The following is a 14,432-nucleotide window of genomic DNA, read 5'->3' as shown; positions in this document are numbered from 1 at the left end:
GCCAAGGACGAGCTTTGAACTTCCGTGGACGCAATATGGTCGGGTGGCTTTTGCGACGAACCCCTGGCGTCGGTTCTGGTAGCGTACGGGCGCGACGCCGTACTGAGCTTCGTCTCGTTGGGTTATATCGGAGGGAGTGCAGATGCAGAATCGAAGTACTGCGCCGAGCGAACGGTAGGATCGTACGCGACTTTGGGACCAGGGAGTCCTAACTTGTCGTTCCCATCTAGGCGCAAATTGCCTAAGATACGCTTTTTAAATTATCACGCCCGCCCAGGGAATCAAGTACCTAAGCAGCTCTCATCTCGACCTGTTCCGCTAGGTCCAGAGCGTCGTCAACGAGGTAGGTTCGTCCGCCCTGGTCAGCAAGCTTTCCCGCGGCGGCCCACCGGTACAAAGTCGACGGCGACACGGCGTGTCCCATCATCTCCAGAGCCGCCGCGAGGTCCCGCATGCGCAGCGCCTGCCCGGATAGCTCATCTAGCACGGCTTCCCTCCGCACCTCCTCCAGCGCCTCCGCCCGGTAAGCGGTCCCGCAGTACCGACACGGTACGTACTCGGTGCCGCGATGTGCGATCAGGGGCCCGCCGCAGTGGCAGGCGCCGTAGGTGACGCGTTCAGGGTGCCGGTCGATCTTCTGCACCGCGCGGTGCAGCTGCTCGGTCAGGTCGTAGGCGTACCCGGTGATGGATGCGTTCTTCACCGCGGCGGGGAGGTGGTGTCGAATGCGGGCCACCCGCCGTCGCACGACGACGGACGGTCCTACGGCACCGGATACCAGCCGCTCGAGCCCGGTCAGTATCCGCGTGATGTCTTGGCGGATCTCCGAGGCCACGAGGTCGTAGCCGGCGCCTTCGGCTCCCCCGGCACCGGGCGAGGCAGCTTTGACGGCCTGCCGGGTCACCTCGACGTCAAGTTCCTCCAAGATTTCCGGCACGCGCCCCAGCTCTGCGTGCAGCCGCGTCTCGCATGCTCCGCAGAGGAAACGCCCGGGGCTGGTGATGGTGGCTTCGCAGGTGCAGGTGATGGTCATGCCGCGATCTCCTGGGTGTCGATGGTCAGGCGGGTGAGCTCGGTGTGCAGGATGGCCTTGGCCTCGTCGAGGCGGGTACCGGTCAGGCCGAGAGCGAGGAACACGCGGATGACGGCGCCGGCCATGATCTCGGCTTCGTGTTCCTGGATCTCGGCGAGGCGGTCCCAGAGCTTGTGCTTGAGGGCCATGTCGAGCATCTTCCCGGCACGGTCGAGGGAGCGCTCGTAGATCTCGACGATGGCGTGGGCCTGTTCGGCGCCCTTGAAGTCGGTGCTGGAGAGCTCGCCCTTGAGGTCGTTGACGTGGGCGGCCAGTTCGTCCTTCCAGGACAGGACCTCTATGAGCAGGCGCTTGAACTCGGTGAGCGGGTCCTCGATCGTGCTCTGCGCGGTGATTGCGGGCTCGGTCCGGCTGTTGGTGAGAGCAGTGCGGACGCGGTGCTCCTGCCAGCGCCGCTCCCCCGCGGCCCGATTCTGCTTCGCGTTGCCACCGTGGTATTTGCAGACCGTCTGTCCGCGCAGGGCCCAGTTCCCGCAGGGCTTGCCGGTCTTCTTGTTGGTGCCCGCGCACTTGAGCCGCTGCCGCCGGCCGTCGGCGTCGGGGCCGGGCACCCATGCGTCGTTGCCGGCCATCTAGAGCTCCTCGATCCGCAGGAGCAGGCCCGGCGCGGCACTGATGCCACCGTGGTGCAGGAAGGGCCCCTCGACGTGCCGCCAGTCATCGTCTACGACCAGGCCATAGTCGACGAGACCGTCGACCACGGCCTTGGCCGTCGGGTAGAGGTTCGCGGGGTCGTAGCGGTTGGCGCGGGCCTTGAACACCGATGCATCAATCCGTACCCGGTTGAGGTCGATGACCAGGTCGGTGCGAGCGGCGCGGGTGCGGGCCTGGGCGCGCCAGAGGCGGGTGTAGTCGTGGCGCAGGGACCAGTGTCCGCGGTCGTTGGAGTTGATCCATGGGATCCCGTTCTGCGGGATGAGCAGCTCGTGAATCGTCATCGGTGCTCCTTCACTCGCCTGTTGAACGCCCGCGATGTCAAACCGTTCTTGAAGCGGACTACCACCGCGCCTCGGAGGAGAAGTCGTAATTCAGCGTGGGCAATACTGATCCCTACTACCGTGGTCCGTGTCCCTGTGGCCACGAGCCGCCCTCCGTGTCTCGATTGGATGATGAGTAAATGCCTGAGCTGTTCCGTCTCAGTCCCGACATAAGTGCGGCAGTGATCGGCGCTCTCGTCGGCGCCTTCTTCTCCCTCTTGACAACCTTGTTCGTAGGTTGGCTGCGAAGGCCAAAGGCCCTCTGGATGCTGAACTGCGAGTACGTCTCGCAGAAATTTCCGCCCGTGCTCATGCCCGATATGAACCCTCAAGACAGGGTGATGGCCGTCCAAGGGACTTTGGAGAACTGCGGCGACGGTGTTGCTCACGATGTGAGAGTGATGGACTTGAGGCACGTGGTCCATACCAGGGTCGCGAGGCTCGAGCCTGGACAGGGGATTGATTTCGCCGTCGAGATGAAGTTTCAGGAGTTCAATCACAGGAACCTCCTCGTCTTTTACAGGGAGCCGCCAGTCCGGATACGGAAAGTCAAACTCACTCGTTTTCGGTTCCTCAAGATGGCAACTGGACGGGTCCTTGTAGGCCGGTAGGCCATCCCTATTCACGATGTGCTCGTCATGCCGAATGACGACAATCCGTTGAGGTTCCATGGGGTCGGGCGGTTCTATGGGGTCTCAGCGTGCTCGGAGGAGCGTGCCGCGGGCGTGAAATTCTCCGGCGGCCCCGAGGTGTCGGGTAGTGCCGCGAGGACGGCGTGTGCGGTGGCGAGGGCTGCTTGGGTGCGTGCTGTGTGGAAGCAGCCGGCGTCGGCGTTGGTGTGGGCTTCGGTGAGGAGTCGTTCGGCGGTGGCGCGGTGGTGGGCTTCGGTGGTGGTGGTTGTCATGGTGGGGTCTTTCTGTGCGGTGGGTCGGGGGTGTGTGGTGGGGTGGTGGGATGAATTGGAGGATGTGGTTTTTCGATCTGTGCGTTCCGGCCTTGGTGACGTGGGTGTTGCTGTGGTTGGCGTGGGGTGCGGTCCAGTACGGGGGTGCGGTTCGGTTGTTCGGTGTGGTCGCTTTCGGGGCGATGTGGTTCTCGGTGGTCGTGAGGTTTGTGCGGGCTTGGCGTCAGGGGAAGTACCGGTTGCCGGCCGAGGGCCGGGAGGGTTCGTAGGTCAGGGTGCTTTGCCGTAGTCGGCGGGTGTGCGTTGGCCGGCTTTGATCTCGGAGTGGCAGGCGGCGCAGTTGGTGGCGCGTTCCCAGCTGTGGGCGGGGCAGGGCCTGCGGTCGACGGTCGCTTGTGGGGTCGTGGGGCCGGTGGTGGTGCCGAAGGGTCCGGTGAGTTCTTCGAGGACGGTGTGGATGCGCTTGGCGGTCTGGTGGGCCGGGTTCCGGGCGGTGAGGAAGGTGGCGGTGATGATGTCGAGGTCGTTTCCGACGGCGTGGGTGAGTTCGGTGGCGACGGCGGCGGGAGGCCATTCGGGGCGGAAGGCGCAGGCGATGTGGGCGATGTGTTCGGCTTGGGGGCGGTTCATGGTGGATCCTTTCGGCCTGCCGGTCGTTGCGTGCTGCGCGCGTTCTGGAACGTAACGGCGGGCAGGGGACTATAGGGGTTAAAGGGTTAGGGTTAGGGGCTTACACTTCGCTTACGTTGTGCTTAGGTTTCTGCTTATTTTTGGATAAGCAGGTGCTTACGGTTTTGGTTATGCGGTGCGGGCCTCCTGGCAGTACTGGCAGTCATCGCTGAAGCGGTCGCGCGCGACGTGCCACCGCTTGTGCATCCCTAGCGAACCGCCTTGCGAGCCTGCCGTTTTCTTCTTCTGCGACATGCTCTCGATCTCCTTCGCCGACCACTGATGCTTGAGGTAGTCGTGCAGGTCGTAGCCTCCGTCGATTTCCGTGAGAAAACCTGCGGAAACCAGCTCGCGGATGCGAGTCGGTGTGGCGTGCATCTTCGCGACGTTCTTCGGCAAAAATCCGTCGGTTCTGAGCTTGTGCGAGTAGCACCAGTAGGTGATGATCGCCCGGAAAGCACCGTCGGAGAGCTGCACCGTCTTGGGGTGCTCGGGGAAGGTGTCGGTCACCGAGATGAACGGCCGGTCATCTCTCATGGATGCCTCCAGTGGATAGAGTCGTGGGCATGCAGGTGATTGATGGAGTGCAGATCGGACTGACCGTCCTCTCGCTGGTGGGCGCGGGGTACTCCTGGTGGCGGGCGCACCTGTCGAAGAAGGCCAAGGACGAGGCCGAGGAGTCGGCCGAACGCGCGCGGGCCCAGGCGGACGGCATCCAGGACATCGCGCGCAGCCTGCGCAGGCCCGACTTCGAGCTGGTCTATCAGGACAAGAACGCTCTGCAGCTGCGCAACCACACGGCGGAACCGGCCACGATCGAGAGTCTGGAAGGCCCGCAAGGAGTCCGCGTCTTCCTGGACGTGGGCCCTGCGCCTCATACGTTCGAGCGTGCTGTGAACCTGCACTATGTCCCCTCATGGGGCTCCGGCGAGCCCAGCGAGTTCGTCTTCCACATCGACGGCTCACGGCACGTCCTCCCCGTCCCGGGCCCCTCCACCCCGCGCTGAGCCCCGAGGCACCCGCCCAGCCCTCCACAACCGGTAGGCGCTGAGCAGGCTCACCCCGGCCGCCACGGCGGTCAGAGCCATACAGACGACGCTGATCATCGCGACCGCTCCCCTACGCCGCGAACTCCGCCAGCACGGCGTCGGCCTCCTCGAAGGACAGCGCGCCCAGCCCGCCGTGGCCGTCGTCGTTCAGGAACGCCCGGATCTCCCGGTCCGCGTCCGCCTCGCTCGAGGCGACCTGCAGGGCCTTGAACCGCTTCCGGATCTCGCTGCGCTGCGCCTTCGTCGCCGGCTTCGCCCCGTGGAGCTCGCCGGTGGCGGGGTCGACGTCGTCGGCGGCGATCGCGGCCGCGTACTCCTCCCCCACGACCTCCTGCGGGCCCGGCGCGGGTTCCTCCGGGACCGGCACCGGCTCCAGCACCGCGCGGCCCCCTGCAGCCTCCAGGGCGCGCTCCCGGGCCGCGCGTGCGGCCTCCTGCCCCACGCCGGCGCGGATGGCCTCCACGCGCTTGTCCTCCGCGGAGGTGGGCACCCACTTGGCGAGGTCGTGGGCGGCGGTCTTGAGGTACATCGCCCGCGGGTGCTTCTTCCACGGCGAGTACTGCGAGTCCGACCCGGCCGAGGCGTCCATCGCCGCCCGGATCCGCGTCTGGTCGGTGACCACGACCTTCGAGACCGCCCCGCCCTGCATGATCGCGTACGCGTACGCCCCGATCAGCGGCCCTCGCTCCCCGAACCAGTTCGGCGCGTGCTCGGGCCGGTCCATGGTCCCCGGGTCCCAGGCGAAGGCATCCTGTGCGTGGACGGTCTCCACGATCACCGAGGACACCGCCCCGGACCGGTACATCAGGTTCACCTCCCCCTGGTACCCGACGACGCCGAGCACCTCCCACCGGCCCTTGTTCTTCCGCGGGGTGAGGTAGTACTCCTTCGTGCCGGGCCGCAGGCCCAGCTGCGCGGCCTCGTTCAGGGCGTTCATGAGCGTGCCGGGCGAGCTCATCGCGGCGTTGGCGAGGTTGGGGTCCTTCATGATCGCGGCGTACGCGGCCGAGAGCCACCCGTTGACCTGGTCCTGCTGGTCGGCGGGCAGCATGGTCTTGTGCTGCCCGGCGTTGGCGAAGACGAGGCTCTTGGCCTGCTCGGCGAGCTGGTTGCTGGTCATGGTGTTCACGCTGCTTCCTGGAAGTCGAAGGTCTCGGGGGCGAGCTGGTGGACGGTGGGCGGGTTCCGCATCGCCTGGATGTAGGGCCGGCCGGCTCCGCGGGCGCGGCGCTCGGCCACGGTGTACCCGTTGCACACGGCCGTCCGCGCATGCCCCATGGCCTCGGCGAGCAGGGTCTTGGTCTCCAGCTCGAAGGCCTCGGCCGACTTCGACGACGCGCGGGCGGCCAGGTAGTCCAGGGCGAGGCCGGTGGGGATCTGCACGGCGGTGCCGTCGATCTCGGGATGCAGGTCGCGGACGGCCTCGTAGGTGGCCAGGTGCCCGGCATCGGCCTCCACCGAGGGGGCGATGCCGAGCTCCAGGCTGTCCATGAAGACCCGCGCCTGCTCAACTAACCGCTCGACGTGCCCGGGGTCGTGGTGCACGACGTACTCGGCGAAGCGCAGGGCGGTGATGACCGGGACGTAGACGGTGCGCTCCCCGGTGCAGTACATCTGCCACTGGCACTGGTCGTAGTAGGCCGGCGGGATCTCGTCGGTGCCGGGCTTGCCCCAGTCGGTGGTGTCGGCGGCGGACTTGCACTCGACCAGGCCGAGGACCTCCCCGCCCTGCTCGGCGATGTAGTCGGGGGTGGCGGCCATGCGGGAGTCGTCCGGGTGGATCCACCAGCGGCCGCGCACGGGGCGGATGTTCCACCCGGGGTGCTCCTCCTGGAACCAGGCGGCGATGGCCGGTTCGAGGATGCGTCCGCGCTGCAGGACCTCGTCGTCCGGTGCGCTGGGGATGGTGCCGGCCATGGTGTGCCACAGGGAGAAGTACGAGGCGTGCGGCGAGCGCGAGGGGACGGCGGTGGCGGCGATCTTCGACGCCGTGAGCTTGGCCCGCCATTCCGGGGTGCCGGGGGCGGGGGCCTTGGCGGCCCGGTAGAGCAGGGAGCGGTATCTGGTCATGGGTCTGCGTGTCCTCTCAGGATCTCGGTTTCTATGTCGTGCCAGGGGCGCGCGCCGGGGTGGGTGGCGCAGGCGGCCTCGAGGTCGGCGCGGGCGGTCTTGCGCTCGGCGAGGGCCCGGCGGACGGCGTCCTGGGCCTCGGCGAGGCGGTCCTTCGCGCGGTCGACGTCGTGGGTCTTCTGCTCGAGGAGGTCCTGGCGGGCGCGGATCGTGTGCGAGGCGCGCAGCTCCTCGAGCAGGGCGGGCAGGGTCGGGGTCATGGTCTCCTTCCGCGGGTGAGCCGGCGCCACCAGCGGGCGTAGACGGCGAGCGGGTCCTCCTCGAAGGGGGAGGACTCCCCCGTCAGGTCGTGGACCAGCACCGGGATCGTCGCGGCGAGGATCGCCAGCAGGGGGATGATTTCCAGGCCGGGGCCGGTGGGGTTCATCGTCGTTCCTCTCTCCCGTGTGCTCCGCGTGGGGGCGGGCGGGCGTTCTCACTCCCAGGCGTCGCGCTCGGCCCAGCGGCGGTCCGCGGAGCTGAATAGGTCCAGCTGCGGCGGCTGGCCGCAGATGCAGGGCACCAATCCGCAGTCGATGCAGGAGTCGTCGACCTGGCTGAACGGGTTCATGCGGCCACCGCTTCCGGTCCGCGGTGAGGGGTCTGGGCGTGGTGCAGGCGGACGACGTCGGCGCTGCGCTCCCGGTGTTCGGTGGACGGCGCCTTCGCGTCTGGGCGGCTCTGGGAGCGGGCGGCCTGGCTCTCCTCGGTGGGGCGCGGGCGGCTGGCGCTGGTGACTCCGGTACTGATGCCGGAATCGCGGTAGGTGGGGATTCTGGGCTGTCTCATGGTTTTCCTCTCTCGTGGCGGTCGGTCCGCGCGGCGCGTCAGGCGGCGTCGCGGGTGTGGTGGGTCAGGGAGTCGATCAGCTGCTGGAGGTGGTCTGCGCGCACCCGCGTCTTCGCGCGTCCCATGCCGAGGTCCACGTAGGGCAGGTCTCCCCCGCGAATCCGGTCGTAGACGTAGTGCACGGAGACGCCGAGCCTCCGGGAGACTTCGGCGACGGTGAAGAGGCGCATCCCGTCGGCGGGGAGGTCGGCCGGGTCGGGTTTCTGGGGGCGGGGTGCCATCACGCGGCCTCGCTCTCTGTCTCGGGAGCGCGGATCGCCTTGAGCACGAAGAGGTCGCCTGGCGCCATCCCCAACCCCCTCGCGATGCATGCGGCAGTCTCGGGGCTGCATGTGGAAGCCCGGCCGTTGGCCAGGTTCCCGATAGTCGTCTTCGACACCCCGGTCGCGGAGGCGAGCTGACGGTAGCTCATCCCCTTGAACCTGAGCGCCACCGTCAGCGCCTGTGGTGCGGGCTGCGCGATGAATGATCTCGATCGAACCTCCATCGTTCCTCCTGTTCGTTGTTCTTGGAACACAGATCACAATACCCAGACCGGACACCAATGTCCACATCTCGTTATGCCCAAACCCCCGGATCAGGTCCCACTAGGGATAGGAGCGATGCAATACTTGGACAGTTAGTCCTGGGGGCACTGGGCGCAGCCATCAATCAGCGGGAGAATCTGTACATGAGCCAACTGTCGGAGGCACTCGGTCGAGCCAACCGGGAGGACATGCCTCTCCGCGAGATCGAACGTCGAGCCGAGAAGCTGGGGAAGCCTCTGACCATCTCGACGATCTCCCGGTACATGCGCGGGCAGCACCCGTCACAACCCAACCTCGACGTCATCCGAGCCTTCGCCGCGGTCTTCGGCACGGACACCAGCCACATCCTCGAAGACGCGAAGCTGCCCGCCGTCGGCTCCCGCTTCGAGCTCCCCGCCAAGGCCGATCTGCTGGACGACTCCGAGCGCCAGGCCATCCTGCATCTGATCGACGTCATGGCGGCCAAGAAGAAGGGCTGAGGTCCAGAACCGTTGAGGCCGGCAGCGTCGGGAAGCTCGCTGCGGGTTGCCTCACCCTCTCCCCACCGATGGGCACAATGGCAACAGGACGCCTCTCAACCACGAGGCACACGAGACGAAAGCCATGCCACCCATGTCTAGACCCGCAACACTCGTACGGCTCGCTCCACTAGTGGCCCTCCTCTTGATGGGCTGCTCAGAGACGTCACAGAAGCAGGAGCTACCCGAAGATCCCATCGCCCAGGCTGAAATCGCCTTCATGAGCAACCCTCGAAAAGCAGAGATTCACCGCGCCATGGATGGAGCAGCCACGGCGACCGGCCTGCCGCTCACCAATGACAGCTACTCGCGCATGGGCAGTGCCGCGGTGAAACTGCGCAAGGAATACGGCGTCGATGAGATGGAACTGCTGAGATGCATTCCTGGGCAGAAACTGCACGCACAGGCTAGAAGCACACCGCAGGACACGTTCGTTTACTGGTCGGCGCTCTGCGCGACGAAACTGACGAGGTAAGCCCCCGGAAACTAGCTGGCCGCCCAAGGCCACCACCCCGGACTCGGGACGAGGCAACCGGCGGGTGCCACCCATCGTTTCGTCCCATACCGCTCCCTCCAACATCCGGCATCCGTACCGCGCACCCCCGGGCCTTCCTCACCCACCCCCCTCATTTCCTACACTGAAGCCAAGCGGCCCCTGGACGCGCCGTTCCCCAACACCGCGCACCCGGGGGCATCCGCACCGGCCCGCGGGATGACCGTTCGGCCAGCGAATGGACGAAGGGGTCCTCTTCCGTCCCCTTCCCTCCCGGGTGGGTCCCCATCGGTGTCCCCCCGGTGCACCCAGGGGCCGCGTTCACGCCCACCCCGCGGGTGCGCGCGAACCCCGGGGGAACGCACACGGCCATGGGGCCCGGCACTCGGCCGCGCGCCCGCGCCACACCCCAGGATGTGACGCCCGTGCCCCGACCACCCGCCCGCACCCGCCGCTCCAACGGCGAAGGCACCAAACCCCGCCAGCGGAAGGACGGCCGCTGGCAGATCGACCTCCGCATCTCCCAGACCACCACCGGCCAGTCGATCCGCAAGTCCTTCATCGCCCGCACCCGCGCCGACGTCGTCGCCAAGGCCCAGACCTACCGCAACCAGCTCGACCGCGGCGTCCTCGCCGACCCCGCCAAGACCACCCTCACCGCCTGGCTCGAGCACTGGCTCGCCGACATCGCCAAGCCCCGCCTCCGCGAACGGACCTGGCTCTCCTACCGGGGCTACCTCCGCAAGTGGGTCATTACCCAGCCGGCCGGCACCGTCCCCCTGGAGAAGCTCGCCCCCACCGACATCGACCGCATCCACACCGCCATGCGCGCGCCCCGCGATGGCCGGCCCGGCTGCTCCGAGACCACCGTCAACCTGGTCCACCGCATCCTATCCAAGGCGCTCTCCGACGCCGAGAAGCGCGGCATGATCGGCGCCAACCCCGCCAAGAAGGCCTCCGTGCCGCGCCCGGCGACCTTCGAGCCCGTCGTCCTCACCCCCGCCCAGGCGCGAGAGCTCGTCGGCGCCGCCGAGCACGACGACGTCTGGGGCCCCTCCTGGATCGTCGCCCTGGCACTGGGCCTGCGCCAAGGCGAGCGGCTCGGCCTGTGCTGGGACGACGTCGACCTCGCCGCCGGCACGCTGCGGATCCGCCGCGAGCTCGGCCCGCTCCCCTGGCAGCACGGCTGCGGCGGCACCCCGGCGCGGCCGGCCTGCGGCAGACCCCGCGGGAACCTCTGCCCCGCCCGGCACGGCGGAGGCCCCCACCTGTTCCCCACGAAGTCCGACGCCGGCAATCGCAGCCTGGCCCTCCCCGCCCCGATCCTGCGCGCGCTGCAGCGGCAACAGCGCAACCAGCGGCTGTGGCGGGAGCAGGAGGGAGAGGCGTGGGTGGGATTCACCGACTCCGCCGGGGCCGCCTGGGATCTGGTCTTCAGCCAGCGCAACGGCCGGCCCATCGGCCACCACCAGGACCGCAAGGCTTGGCACGCGTTCACGGCCGAGCACGGCATCGAGGGCATGCGCGTCCACGACGCCCGCCACACCGCGGCCACCGTCCTACTCTCCCTGGGCGTCGCGCCGCGGGTGGTCATGGGCATGATGGGCTGGTCCCAGACGGCCATGCTGACCCGCTACCAGCACGTGCTGGACGAGATGCGGGTCGACGCCGCCACGCGCGTCGCCGGGGCGCTCTGGGGCCCCGCAGAGGGCCCTGGCGAAGGGCCGGCGAGTGGTGCTGCGGAAGGTGCCGACGGGAGTACCGCGCTCGGCGCACCGGAGGCGGCGACCGGAACGCTCTACGCCGGGCCGGCTGAGAGCCCGGCGATCCCCGCGGCGTCGGAGACCCGACGGGGCCGGGGTGACCTCCCTGCGGTGCAGGAACAGGCTTCCACGCAGCGCTCCCCCGCTGCTGTGCCCAGCCCCACCGTCGTCGACATGACCGCCTTTCGCCGACGGAAGCGGGGATAATGGCGGTCAGAATGGCGGTCACCCCACCACCCACGGACACAGAAAACCCCGCCCCAACCGGCCATCTGGCCTGATCGGAACGGGGTTGAGGTCGGTGCCCCAGGAGGGAGTCGAACCCCCGACCAAGAGATTAGAAGGCTCCTGCTCTATCCACTGAGCTACTGAGGCGCGTCGTCCGTCGTATCGACCTATCCAGCCTACCCCTCGCGCGACGCGGTCTCCACCCGGACCCGCCGTCGGTGTACCGAACGGTAACCGCCTTCGGCACGGGACGCCGCCCTCGGCGACCCGGCACCGGAAGAGCGCCGGACCGGTACGGCGTCGCGCGCCCGCGGAGCACGGCCCGCGACGGACTCGAAGGGGCGGCGCAGGCCTCAGATGATCGAGCCCGAGACGTGCCCCCGCCGGAACACCCTGCGCGTCGAGGGGTCGACGAACATCAGGTACACCCCGTAGACCAGCGCGACCACCGCGGCCACCAGGCGCCCCATGTTGAGGTCGAGGTCGAGGTAGGGGAACACGTCCAGCTGGTCGGAGACCGCCCACATCATGAAGAACACGGTCGTGAGGAAGAAGAAGTCGACGTGCCAGTCGGTCCGCACGCCCGTCACGGCGAAGAACGGGATCAGCCACACGACGTACCAGGCCTGGATCATGGGGTTGAACACCACGATCAGCGTCAGGCCGATGGTCAGCCGCCGGATGATCTTCTCGTCGCGCCCGACGAAGGCGAGGACGGCCAGGCCGATCACGCCCACCATCTGCGCCGCCTTGTAGATCGCCGACTGGATGTCCCCGCCGGGCAGCCCCAGCGAGTCCGCCCAGATCTTCAACAGGAATCCGAGGGCCCCGATCGGCGCGTACCAGATCCAGACGCCGCCGGTGGTGGTCAGCGCCCCGACCCAGTCGAAGCCGAATCCGTTCGCGAGCCCCATGAGCCACAGCTCGACGAGGCAGATCCCCAGCGTCAGCGCCCAGAACAGGAACTTGCGCGGCCAGGAGGCGCCCTTCCCCGCCCACAGCAGGCCGATGAACGGCAGGATCAGCAGCGCGATCGGCTTGATGGCCACCGCCAGCGTCGTGATCGTGATCGCGGAGATGCCGCCCGCCGAGTTGCGCCACCGCGCCGCGATGTAGACCGCCATGACCATCAGGCCGATCATCAGCGCGTCGTTGTGCGCCGAGATGACGAAGTGCACCAGGAACATCGGGTTGGCCAGGCACAGCCACGAGGCCCTGACCGGGTTGACCCCGTGCATGGCCGCGAGCTTCGGCACGTAGATCGCGATCAGCACGACGCCGACCAGGGCCACCAGGCGGAAGAGGTAGAACGCGACGTCGGGCGAGGTGCCCGCCGCGCGCGCCACGATCCCCTCGATCCACAGGAACACCGGACCGTACGGCGGCGGGGACTCGCTCCACAGCTGGTCCGCCCCGTACTGGAGGAAGTTGTTGACCGAGGAGACCCCCGACTCGTAGGGGTTCAGCCCCGAGTCGTACAGCCGCCCCTGCGCGTAGTACGAGTAGACGTCCCGGCTGAACAGCGGGAACGAGAACAGCATGGGGATGCCCCAGGCGACGACGGCGGCGGTCACCCACCGCCGCGCCCGCCGGTCCCACGCTGAGATCTTCTGGCTCAGCCGCAGCCACTCGCGCGTCAGGGCCATGGCGCCCACCGCGGTCGCGACGATGCAGGCAACGACGGCGAGGTCGTTATAGCGCAGCAGGATGATGAAGGGGTCCTGCCGGAACCCGGAGATGGGGGCGAGCCAGCCGATGCCGAAGGACCCCAGGGTCATGAGGAGGGACCCGATGGTTCCGATGACGATCGTGCGCAGGGGGCTGCCCTGCACGAACCTCGGTTCGGGTCTGCCCCGCGCGTCGACTACGGCGCTCTGGCTCAAGGATCCCCCTGCTTCCGTGCTGGTCCGACTCGGTGACGACCGGACGACGTCGCGGCTCGGGACGCGCTCGAGCCTCCCCGTCCGCCGGACGTTCAGAGGCAACTTTACAGTTTCCGGGCCTTCCCGGTCGCCCGCTCCCCACCCCGGCTCCCCGGGGCGATACATTGGGAGGGTGTCTAAAGCTAGTGAAAAAATCGTGTGGATCGACTGCGAGATGACCGGCCTGGATCTGGAGCGCGACGCCCTCATCGAGGTCGCCGTCCTGATCACCGACGCCGAGTTGAACATCCTCGACGAGGGGCTGGACGTGCTGATCAAGCCGTCGTCGGAGTCCCTGGAGCAGATGAACGACTTCGTGCGCTCGATGCACACCACCTCCGGCCTCCTGGACGAGCTCGACCAGGGCGTCACCATGGAGGAGGCCACCGCGCGGGTGCTGGAGCACATCAAGCGCTACGTCCCCGAGCCCCGCAAGGCGCAGCTGGGCGGCAACTCGGTGGGCACCGACAAGACCTTCCTGGTGCGGGACATGCCCGAGGTCGTCGAGCACCTGCACTACCGGATCGTGGACGTGTCCACCATCAAGGAGCTCGCGCGCCGCTGGTACCCCCGCGCCTACTACCAGTCCCCCGCGAAGACCGGGAACCACCGCGCCCTGGGCGACATCCGCGACTCCATCACGGAGCTGCGCTACTACCGCGAGGCGGTGTTCGTGCCCCAGCCGGGTCCCGACTCCGAGACGGCGCAGAAGGCCGCGCAGCGGGCGGGCGAGGCGGCTCGCCGGGACGCGGGCGAGACCGAAACGGCCGGGACCGGGGCAGCCGCGCCCGACGCCGCCGGGACGGGGCAGGCATCCCGAGCGGCCGGACCCGAGGGCGCACCGGTGCGAGACGGCTCGACCGGCGCGACCACCGAGGAGTTCGCGGGCGACTGACGCGGCGTCGGCTTCGGCCCGGCGACCCCGGGTCGACGCGGCGGAGCCCGGCGGCGCCCTCGGCTCGTCTGGGTGCGGTCTCTCGTGCCCCCGGTTCATCCGGCCGTGGCCCCCTGACCAGGTGAGACTCGGCGTCGCCGGGCTCGGCCGTCCGCTTCCCAGCGCGTCGGAGGGCGGGGCTCGGGGCGCGAGGACGGCGTCGTCGGGCCTGTGGCGCTAATCACCAGACGGCGCGGTGGGCCGGATTGGCCGGCGCTGGTCGCCTCGTGTATTCTCTTATCTGTTGCCCGGAACGGACGGCCCCTCGTGGTCGATCCCCGGAGCTGACATGGTGGGCGTAGCTCAGTCGGCAGAGCGCCTGGTTGTGGTCCAGGAGGTCGCGGGTTCAACCCCCGTCGTTCACCCCGCATGTCTCTCCCCGAGAGACGGAGAAGCA

The 14,432-nt window shown here is 68.3% G+C and carries 21 protein-coding genes and 2 tRNA genes; 7 read left to right on the top strand and 16 right to left on the bottom strand.

Translation table 11 applies throughout. The annotated features are described in order from the left end of the window. Window positions 1-289: 289 nt before the first annotated feature. Genes NBM05_RS08365 through NBM05_RS08355 form a run of 3 tightly spaced genes read right to left on the bottom strand, consistent with a single transcriptional unit; the run spans window position 290 to window position 2,031 of the window. Window positions 290-1,033, bottom strand: coding sequence for a hypothetical protein (locus NBM05_RS08365; protein ID WP_254166495.1), 744 nt, complete (start codon window positions 1,031-1,033; stop codon window positions 290-292). Then, complete coding sequence (locus tag NBM05_RS08360) at window positions 1,030-1,665, bottom strand: Mcm10/DnaG-type zinc finger protein (protein WP_254166493.1); 636 nt, start codon at window positions 1,663-1,665, stop codon at window positions 1,030-1,032. Before NBM05_RS08360 ends, NBM05_RS08365 begins: the two co-directional genes overlap by 4 nt. Then, window positions 1,666-2,031: a hypothetical protein gene (locus tag NBM05_RS08355; protein WP_254166491.1), complete on the bottom strand. Its 366-nt coding sequence runs from the start codon at window positions 2,029-2,031 to the stop codon at window positions 1,666-1,668. Window positions 2,032-2,210: 179 nt separating this feature from the next. Between NBM05_RS08355 and NBM05_RS08350 the strand changes: the two genes are divergently transcribed. Then, window positions 2,211-2,681, top strand: a complete 471-nt coding sequence (locus tag NBM05_RS08350) for a hypothetical protein (protein WP_254166489.1) — start codon at window positions 2,211-2,213, stop codon at window positions 2,679-2,681. A gap of 74 nt (window positions 2,682-2,755) precedes the next feature. Here the strand turns inward: NBM05_RS08350 and NBM05_RS08345 are convergent, their stop codons facing one another. The 3 genes from NBM05_RS08345 to NBM05_RS08335 all read right to left on the bottom strand — a co-directional run bounded on the left by NBM05_RS08345 (window position 2,756) and on the right by NBM05_RS08335 (window position 4,153). Next, on the bottom strand, window positions 2,756-2,974 hold the full coding sequence (locus NBM05_RS08345) for a hypothetical protein (protein ID WP_254166487.1): 219 nt from the start codon (window positions 2,972-2,974) through the stop codon (window positions 2,756-2,758). Window positions 2,975-3,244: 270 nt separating this feature from the next. Next, window positions 3,245-3,604, bottom strand: a complete 360-nt coding sequence (locus NBM05_RS08340) for a hypothetical protein (protein ID WP_254166485.1) — start codon at window positions 3,602-3,604, stop codon at window positions 3,245-3,247. 168 nt (window positions 3,605-3,772) lie between these two features. Continuing rightward, complete coding sequence (locus NBM05_RS08335; protein ID WP_254166483.1) at window positions 3,773-4,153, bottom strand: hypothetical protein; 381 nt, start codon at window positions 4,151-4,153, stop codon at window positions 3,773-3,775. Window positions 4,154-4,209: 56 nt separating this feature from the next. Between NBM05_RS08335 and NBM05_RS08330 the strand changes: the two genes are divergently transcribed. After that, window positions 4,210-4,650, top strand: a complete 441-nt coding sequence (locus NBM05_RS08330; protein ID WP_254166481.1) for a hypothetical protein — start codon at window positions 4,210-4,212, stop codon at window positions 4,648-4,650. A 112-nt stretch (window positions 4,651-4,762) separates the two neighbouring features. Here NBM05_RS08330 and NBM05_RS08325 read toward each other — a convergent pair whose 3' ends face one another. Genes NBM05_RS08325 through NBM05_RS08295 form a run of 8 tightly spaced genes read right to left on the bottom strand, consistent with a single transcriptional unit; the run spans window position 4,763 to window position 8,137 of the window. Continuing rightward, entirely contained in the window at window positions 4,763-5,812 is a 1,050-nt protein-coding gene (locus NBM05_RS08325) for a RecT family recombinase (protein WP_254166548.1), read from the bottom strand. Between the two features lie 5 nt (window positions 5,813-5,817). Further along, complete coding sequence (locus NBM05_RS08320; RefSeq protein WP_254166479.1) at window positions 5,818-6,762, bottom strand: YqaJ viral recombinase family protein; 945 nt, start codon at window positions 6,760-6,762, stop codon at window positions 5,818-5,820. After that, complete coding sequence (locus tag NBM05_RS08315) at window positions 6,759-7,022, bottom strand: hypothetical protein (RefSeq protein WP_254166477.1); 264 nt, start codon at window positions 7,020-7,022, stop codon at window positions 6,759-6,761. The genes NBM05_RS08320 and NBM05_RS08315 overlap by 4 nt, the downstream gene beginning before the upstream one ends. Further along, window positions 7,019-7,189, bottom strand: a complete 171-nt coding sequence (locus NBM05_RS08310; protein WP_254166475.1) for a hypothetical protein — start codon at window positions 7,187-7,189, stop codon at window positions 7,019-7,021. The genes NBM05_RS08315 and NBM05_RS08310 overlap by 4 nt, the downstream gene beginning before the upstream one ends. Before the next feature lie 48 nt (window positions 7,190-7,237). Further along, window positions 7,238-7,372 carry a hypothetical protein gene (locus NBM05_RS15425; protein ID WP_302183818.1) on the bottom strand — a complete coding sequence of 45 codons (135 nt, stop codon included), beginning with the start codon at window positions 7,370-7,372 and terminating at the stop codon, window positions 7,238-7,240. Continuing rightward, the gene (locus NBM05_RS08305) at window positions 7,369-7,590 is read right to left on the bottom strand and encodes a hypothetical protein (RefSeq protein WP_254166474.1); all 222 of its coding nucleotides are present in this window, start codon (window positions 7,588-7,590) and stop codon (window positions 7,369-7,371) included. The genes NBM05_RS15425 and NBM05_RS08305 overlap by 4 nt, the downstream gene beginning before the upstream one ends. Window positions 7,591-7,628: 38 nt before the next feature. Beyond that, complete coding sequence (locus NBM05_RS08300) at window positions 7,629-7,871, bottom strand: helix-turn-helix domain-containing protein (RefSeq protein ID WP_254166472.1); 243 nt, start codon at window positions 7,869-7,871, stop codon at window positions 7,629-7,631. Next, the gene (locus NBM05_RS08295; RefSeq protein WP_254166470.1) at window positions 7,871-8,137 is read right to left on the bottom strand and encodes a helix-turn-helix domain-containing protein; all 267 of its coding nucleotides are present in this window, start codon (window positions 8,135-8,137) and stop codon (window positions 7,871-7,873) included. Before NBM05_RS08295 ends, NBM05_RS08300 begins: the two co-directional genes overlap by 1 nt. A 183-nt stretch (window positions 8,138-8,320) precedes the next feature. Here NBM05_RS08295 and NBM05_RS08290 point away from each other — a divergent pair, with 183 nt between their 5' ends. The 3 genes from NBM05_RS08290 to NBM05_RS08280 all read left to right on the top strand — a co-directional run bounded on the left by NBM05_RS08290 (window position 8,321) and on the right by NBM05_RS08280 (window position 11,158). Beyond that, window positions 8,321-8,656 (top strand): helix-turn-helix domain-containing protein, encoded by a 336-nt coding sequence (locus tag NBM05_RS08290; protein WP_254166468.1) that lies wholly within the window; start codon window positions 8,321-8,323, stop codon window positions 8,654-8,656. Between the two features lie 187 nt (window positions 8,657-8,843). Beyond that, a complete protein-coding gene (locus NBM05_RS08285) occupies window positions 8,844-9,170 on the top strand; it encodes a hypothetical protein (RefSeq protein ID WP_254166466.1) in 327 nt (108 codons plus the stop codon). Between the two features lie 443 nt (window positions 9,171-9,613). Next, window positions 9,614-11,158 (top strand): tyrosine-type recombinase/integrase, encoded by a 1,545-nt coding sequence (locus NBM05_RS08280; protein WP_254166465.1) that lies wholly within the window; start codon window positions 9,614-9,616, stop codon window positions 11,156-11,158. Window positions 11,159-11,253: 95 nt separating this feature from the next. Here the strand turns inward: NBM05_RS08280 and NBM05_RS08275 are convergent. Together NBM05_RS08275 and mptB are read right to left on the bottom strand one after the other, a co-directional pair. Continuing rightward, window positions 11,254-11,326, bottom strand: a tRNA-Arg gene (locus tag NBM05_RS08275). Between the two features lie 206 nt (window positions 11,327-11,532). Then, window positions 11,533-13,011, bottom strand: a complete 1,479-nt coding sequence (gene mptB, locus NBM05_RS08270) for a polyprenol phosphomannose-dependent alpha 1,6 mannosyltransferase MptB (RefSeq protein ID WP_254166464.1) — start codon at window positions 13,009-13,011, stop codon at window positions 11,533-11,535. A gap of 265 nt (window positions 13,012-13,276) precedes the next feature. Between mptB and orn the strand changes: the two genes are divergently transcribed. Together orn and NBM05_RS08260 are read left to right on the top strand one after the other, a co-directional pair. Continuing rightward, window positions 13,277-13,996, top strand: a complete 720-nt coding sequence (gene orn, locus NBM05_RS08265; protein ID WP_373689313.1) for an oligoribonuclease — start codon at window positions 13,277-13,279, stop codon at window positions 13,994-13,996. 331 nt (window positions 13,997-14,327) lie between these two features. After that, window positions 14,328-14,400, top strand: a tRNA-His gene (locus NBM05_RS08260). Window positions 14,401-14,432: the final 32 nt, after the last annotated feature.

The sequence above is a fragment of the Rothia santali genome (assembly GCF_024199905.1).
In the GTDB taxonomy this organism is placed as follows: Bacteria; Actinomycetota; Actinomycetes; order Actinomycetales; family Micrococcaceae; genus Rothia; species Rothia santali.
The sequence above is the reverse complement of the archived record's forward strand: the minus strand, read 5'-3'. Positions and strand labels throughout refer to the sequence as shown.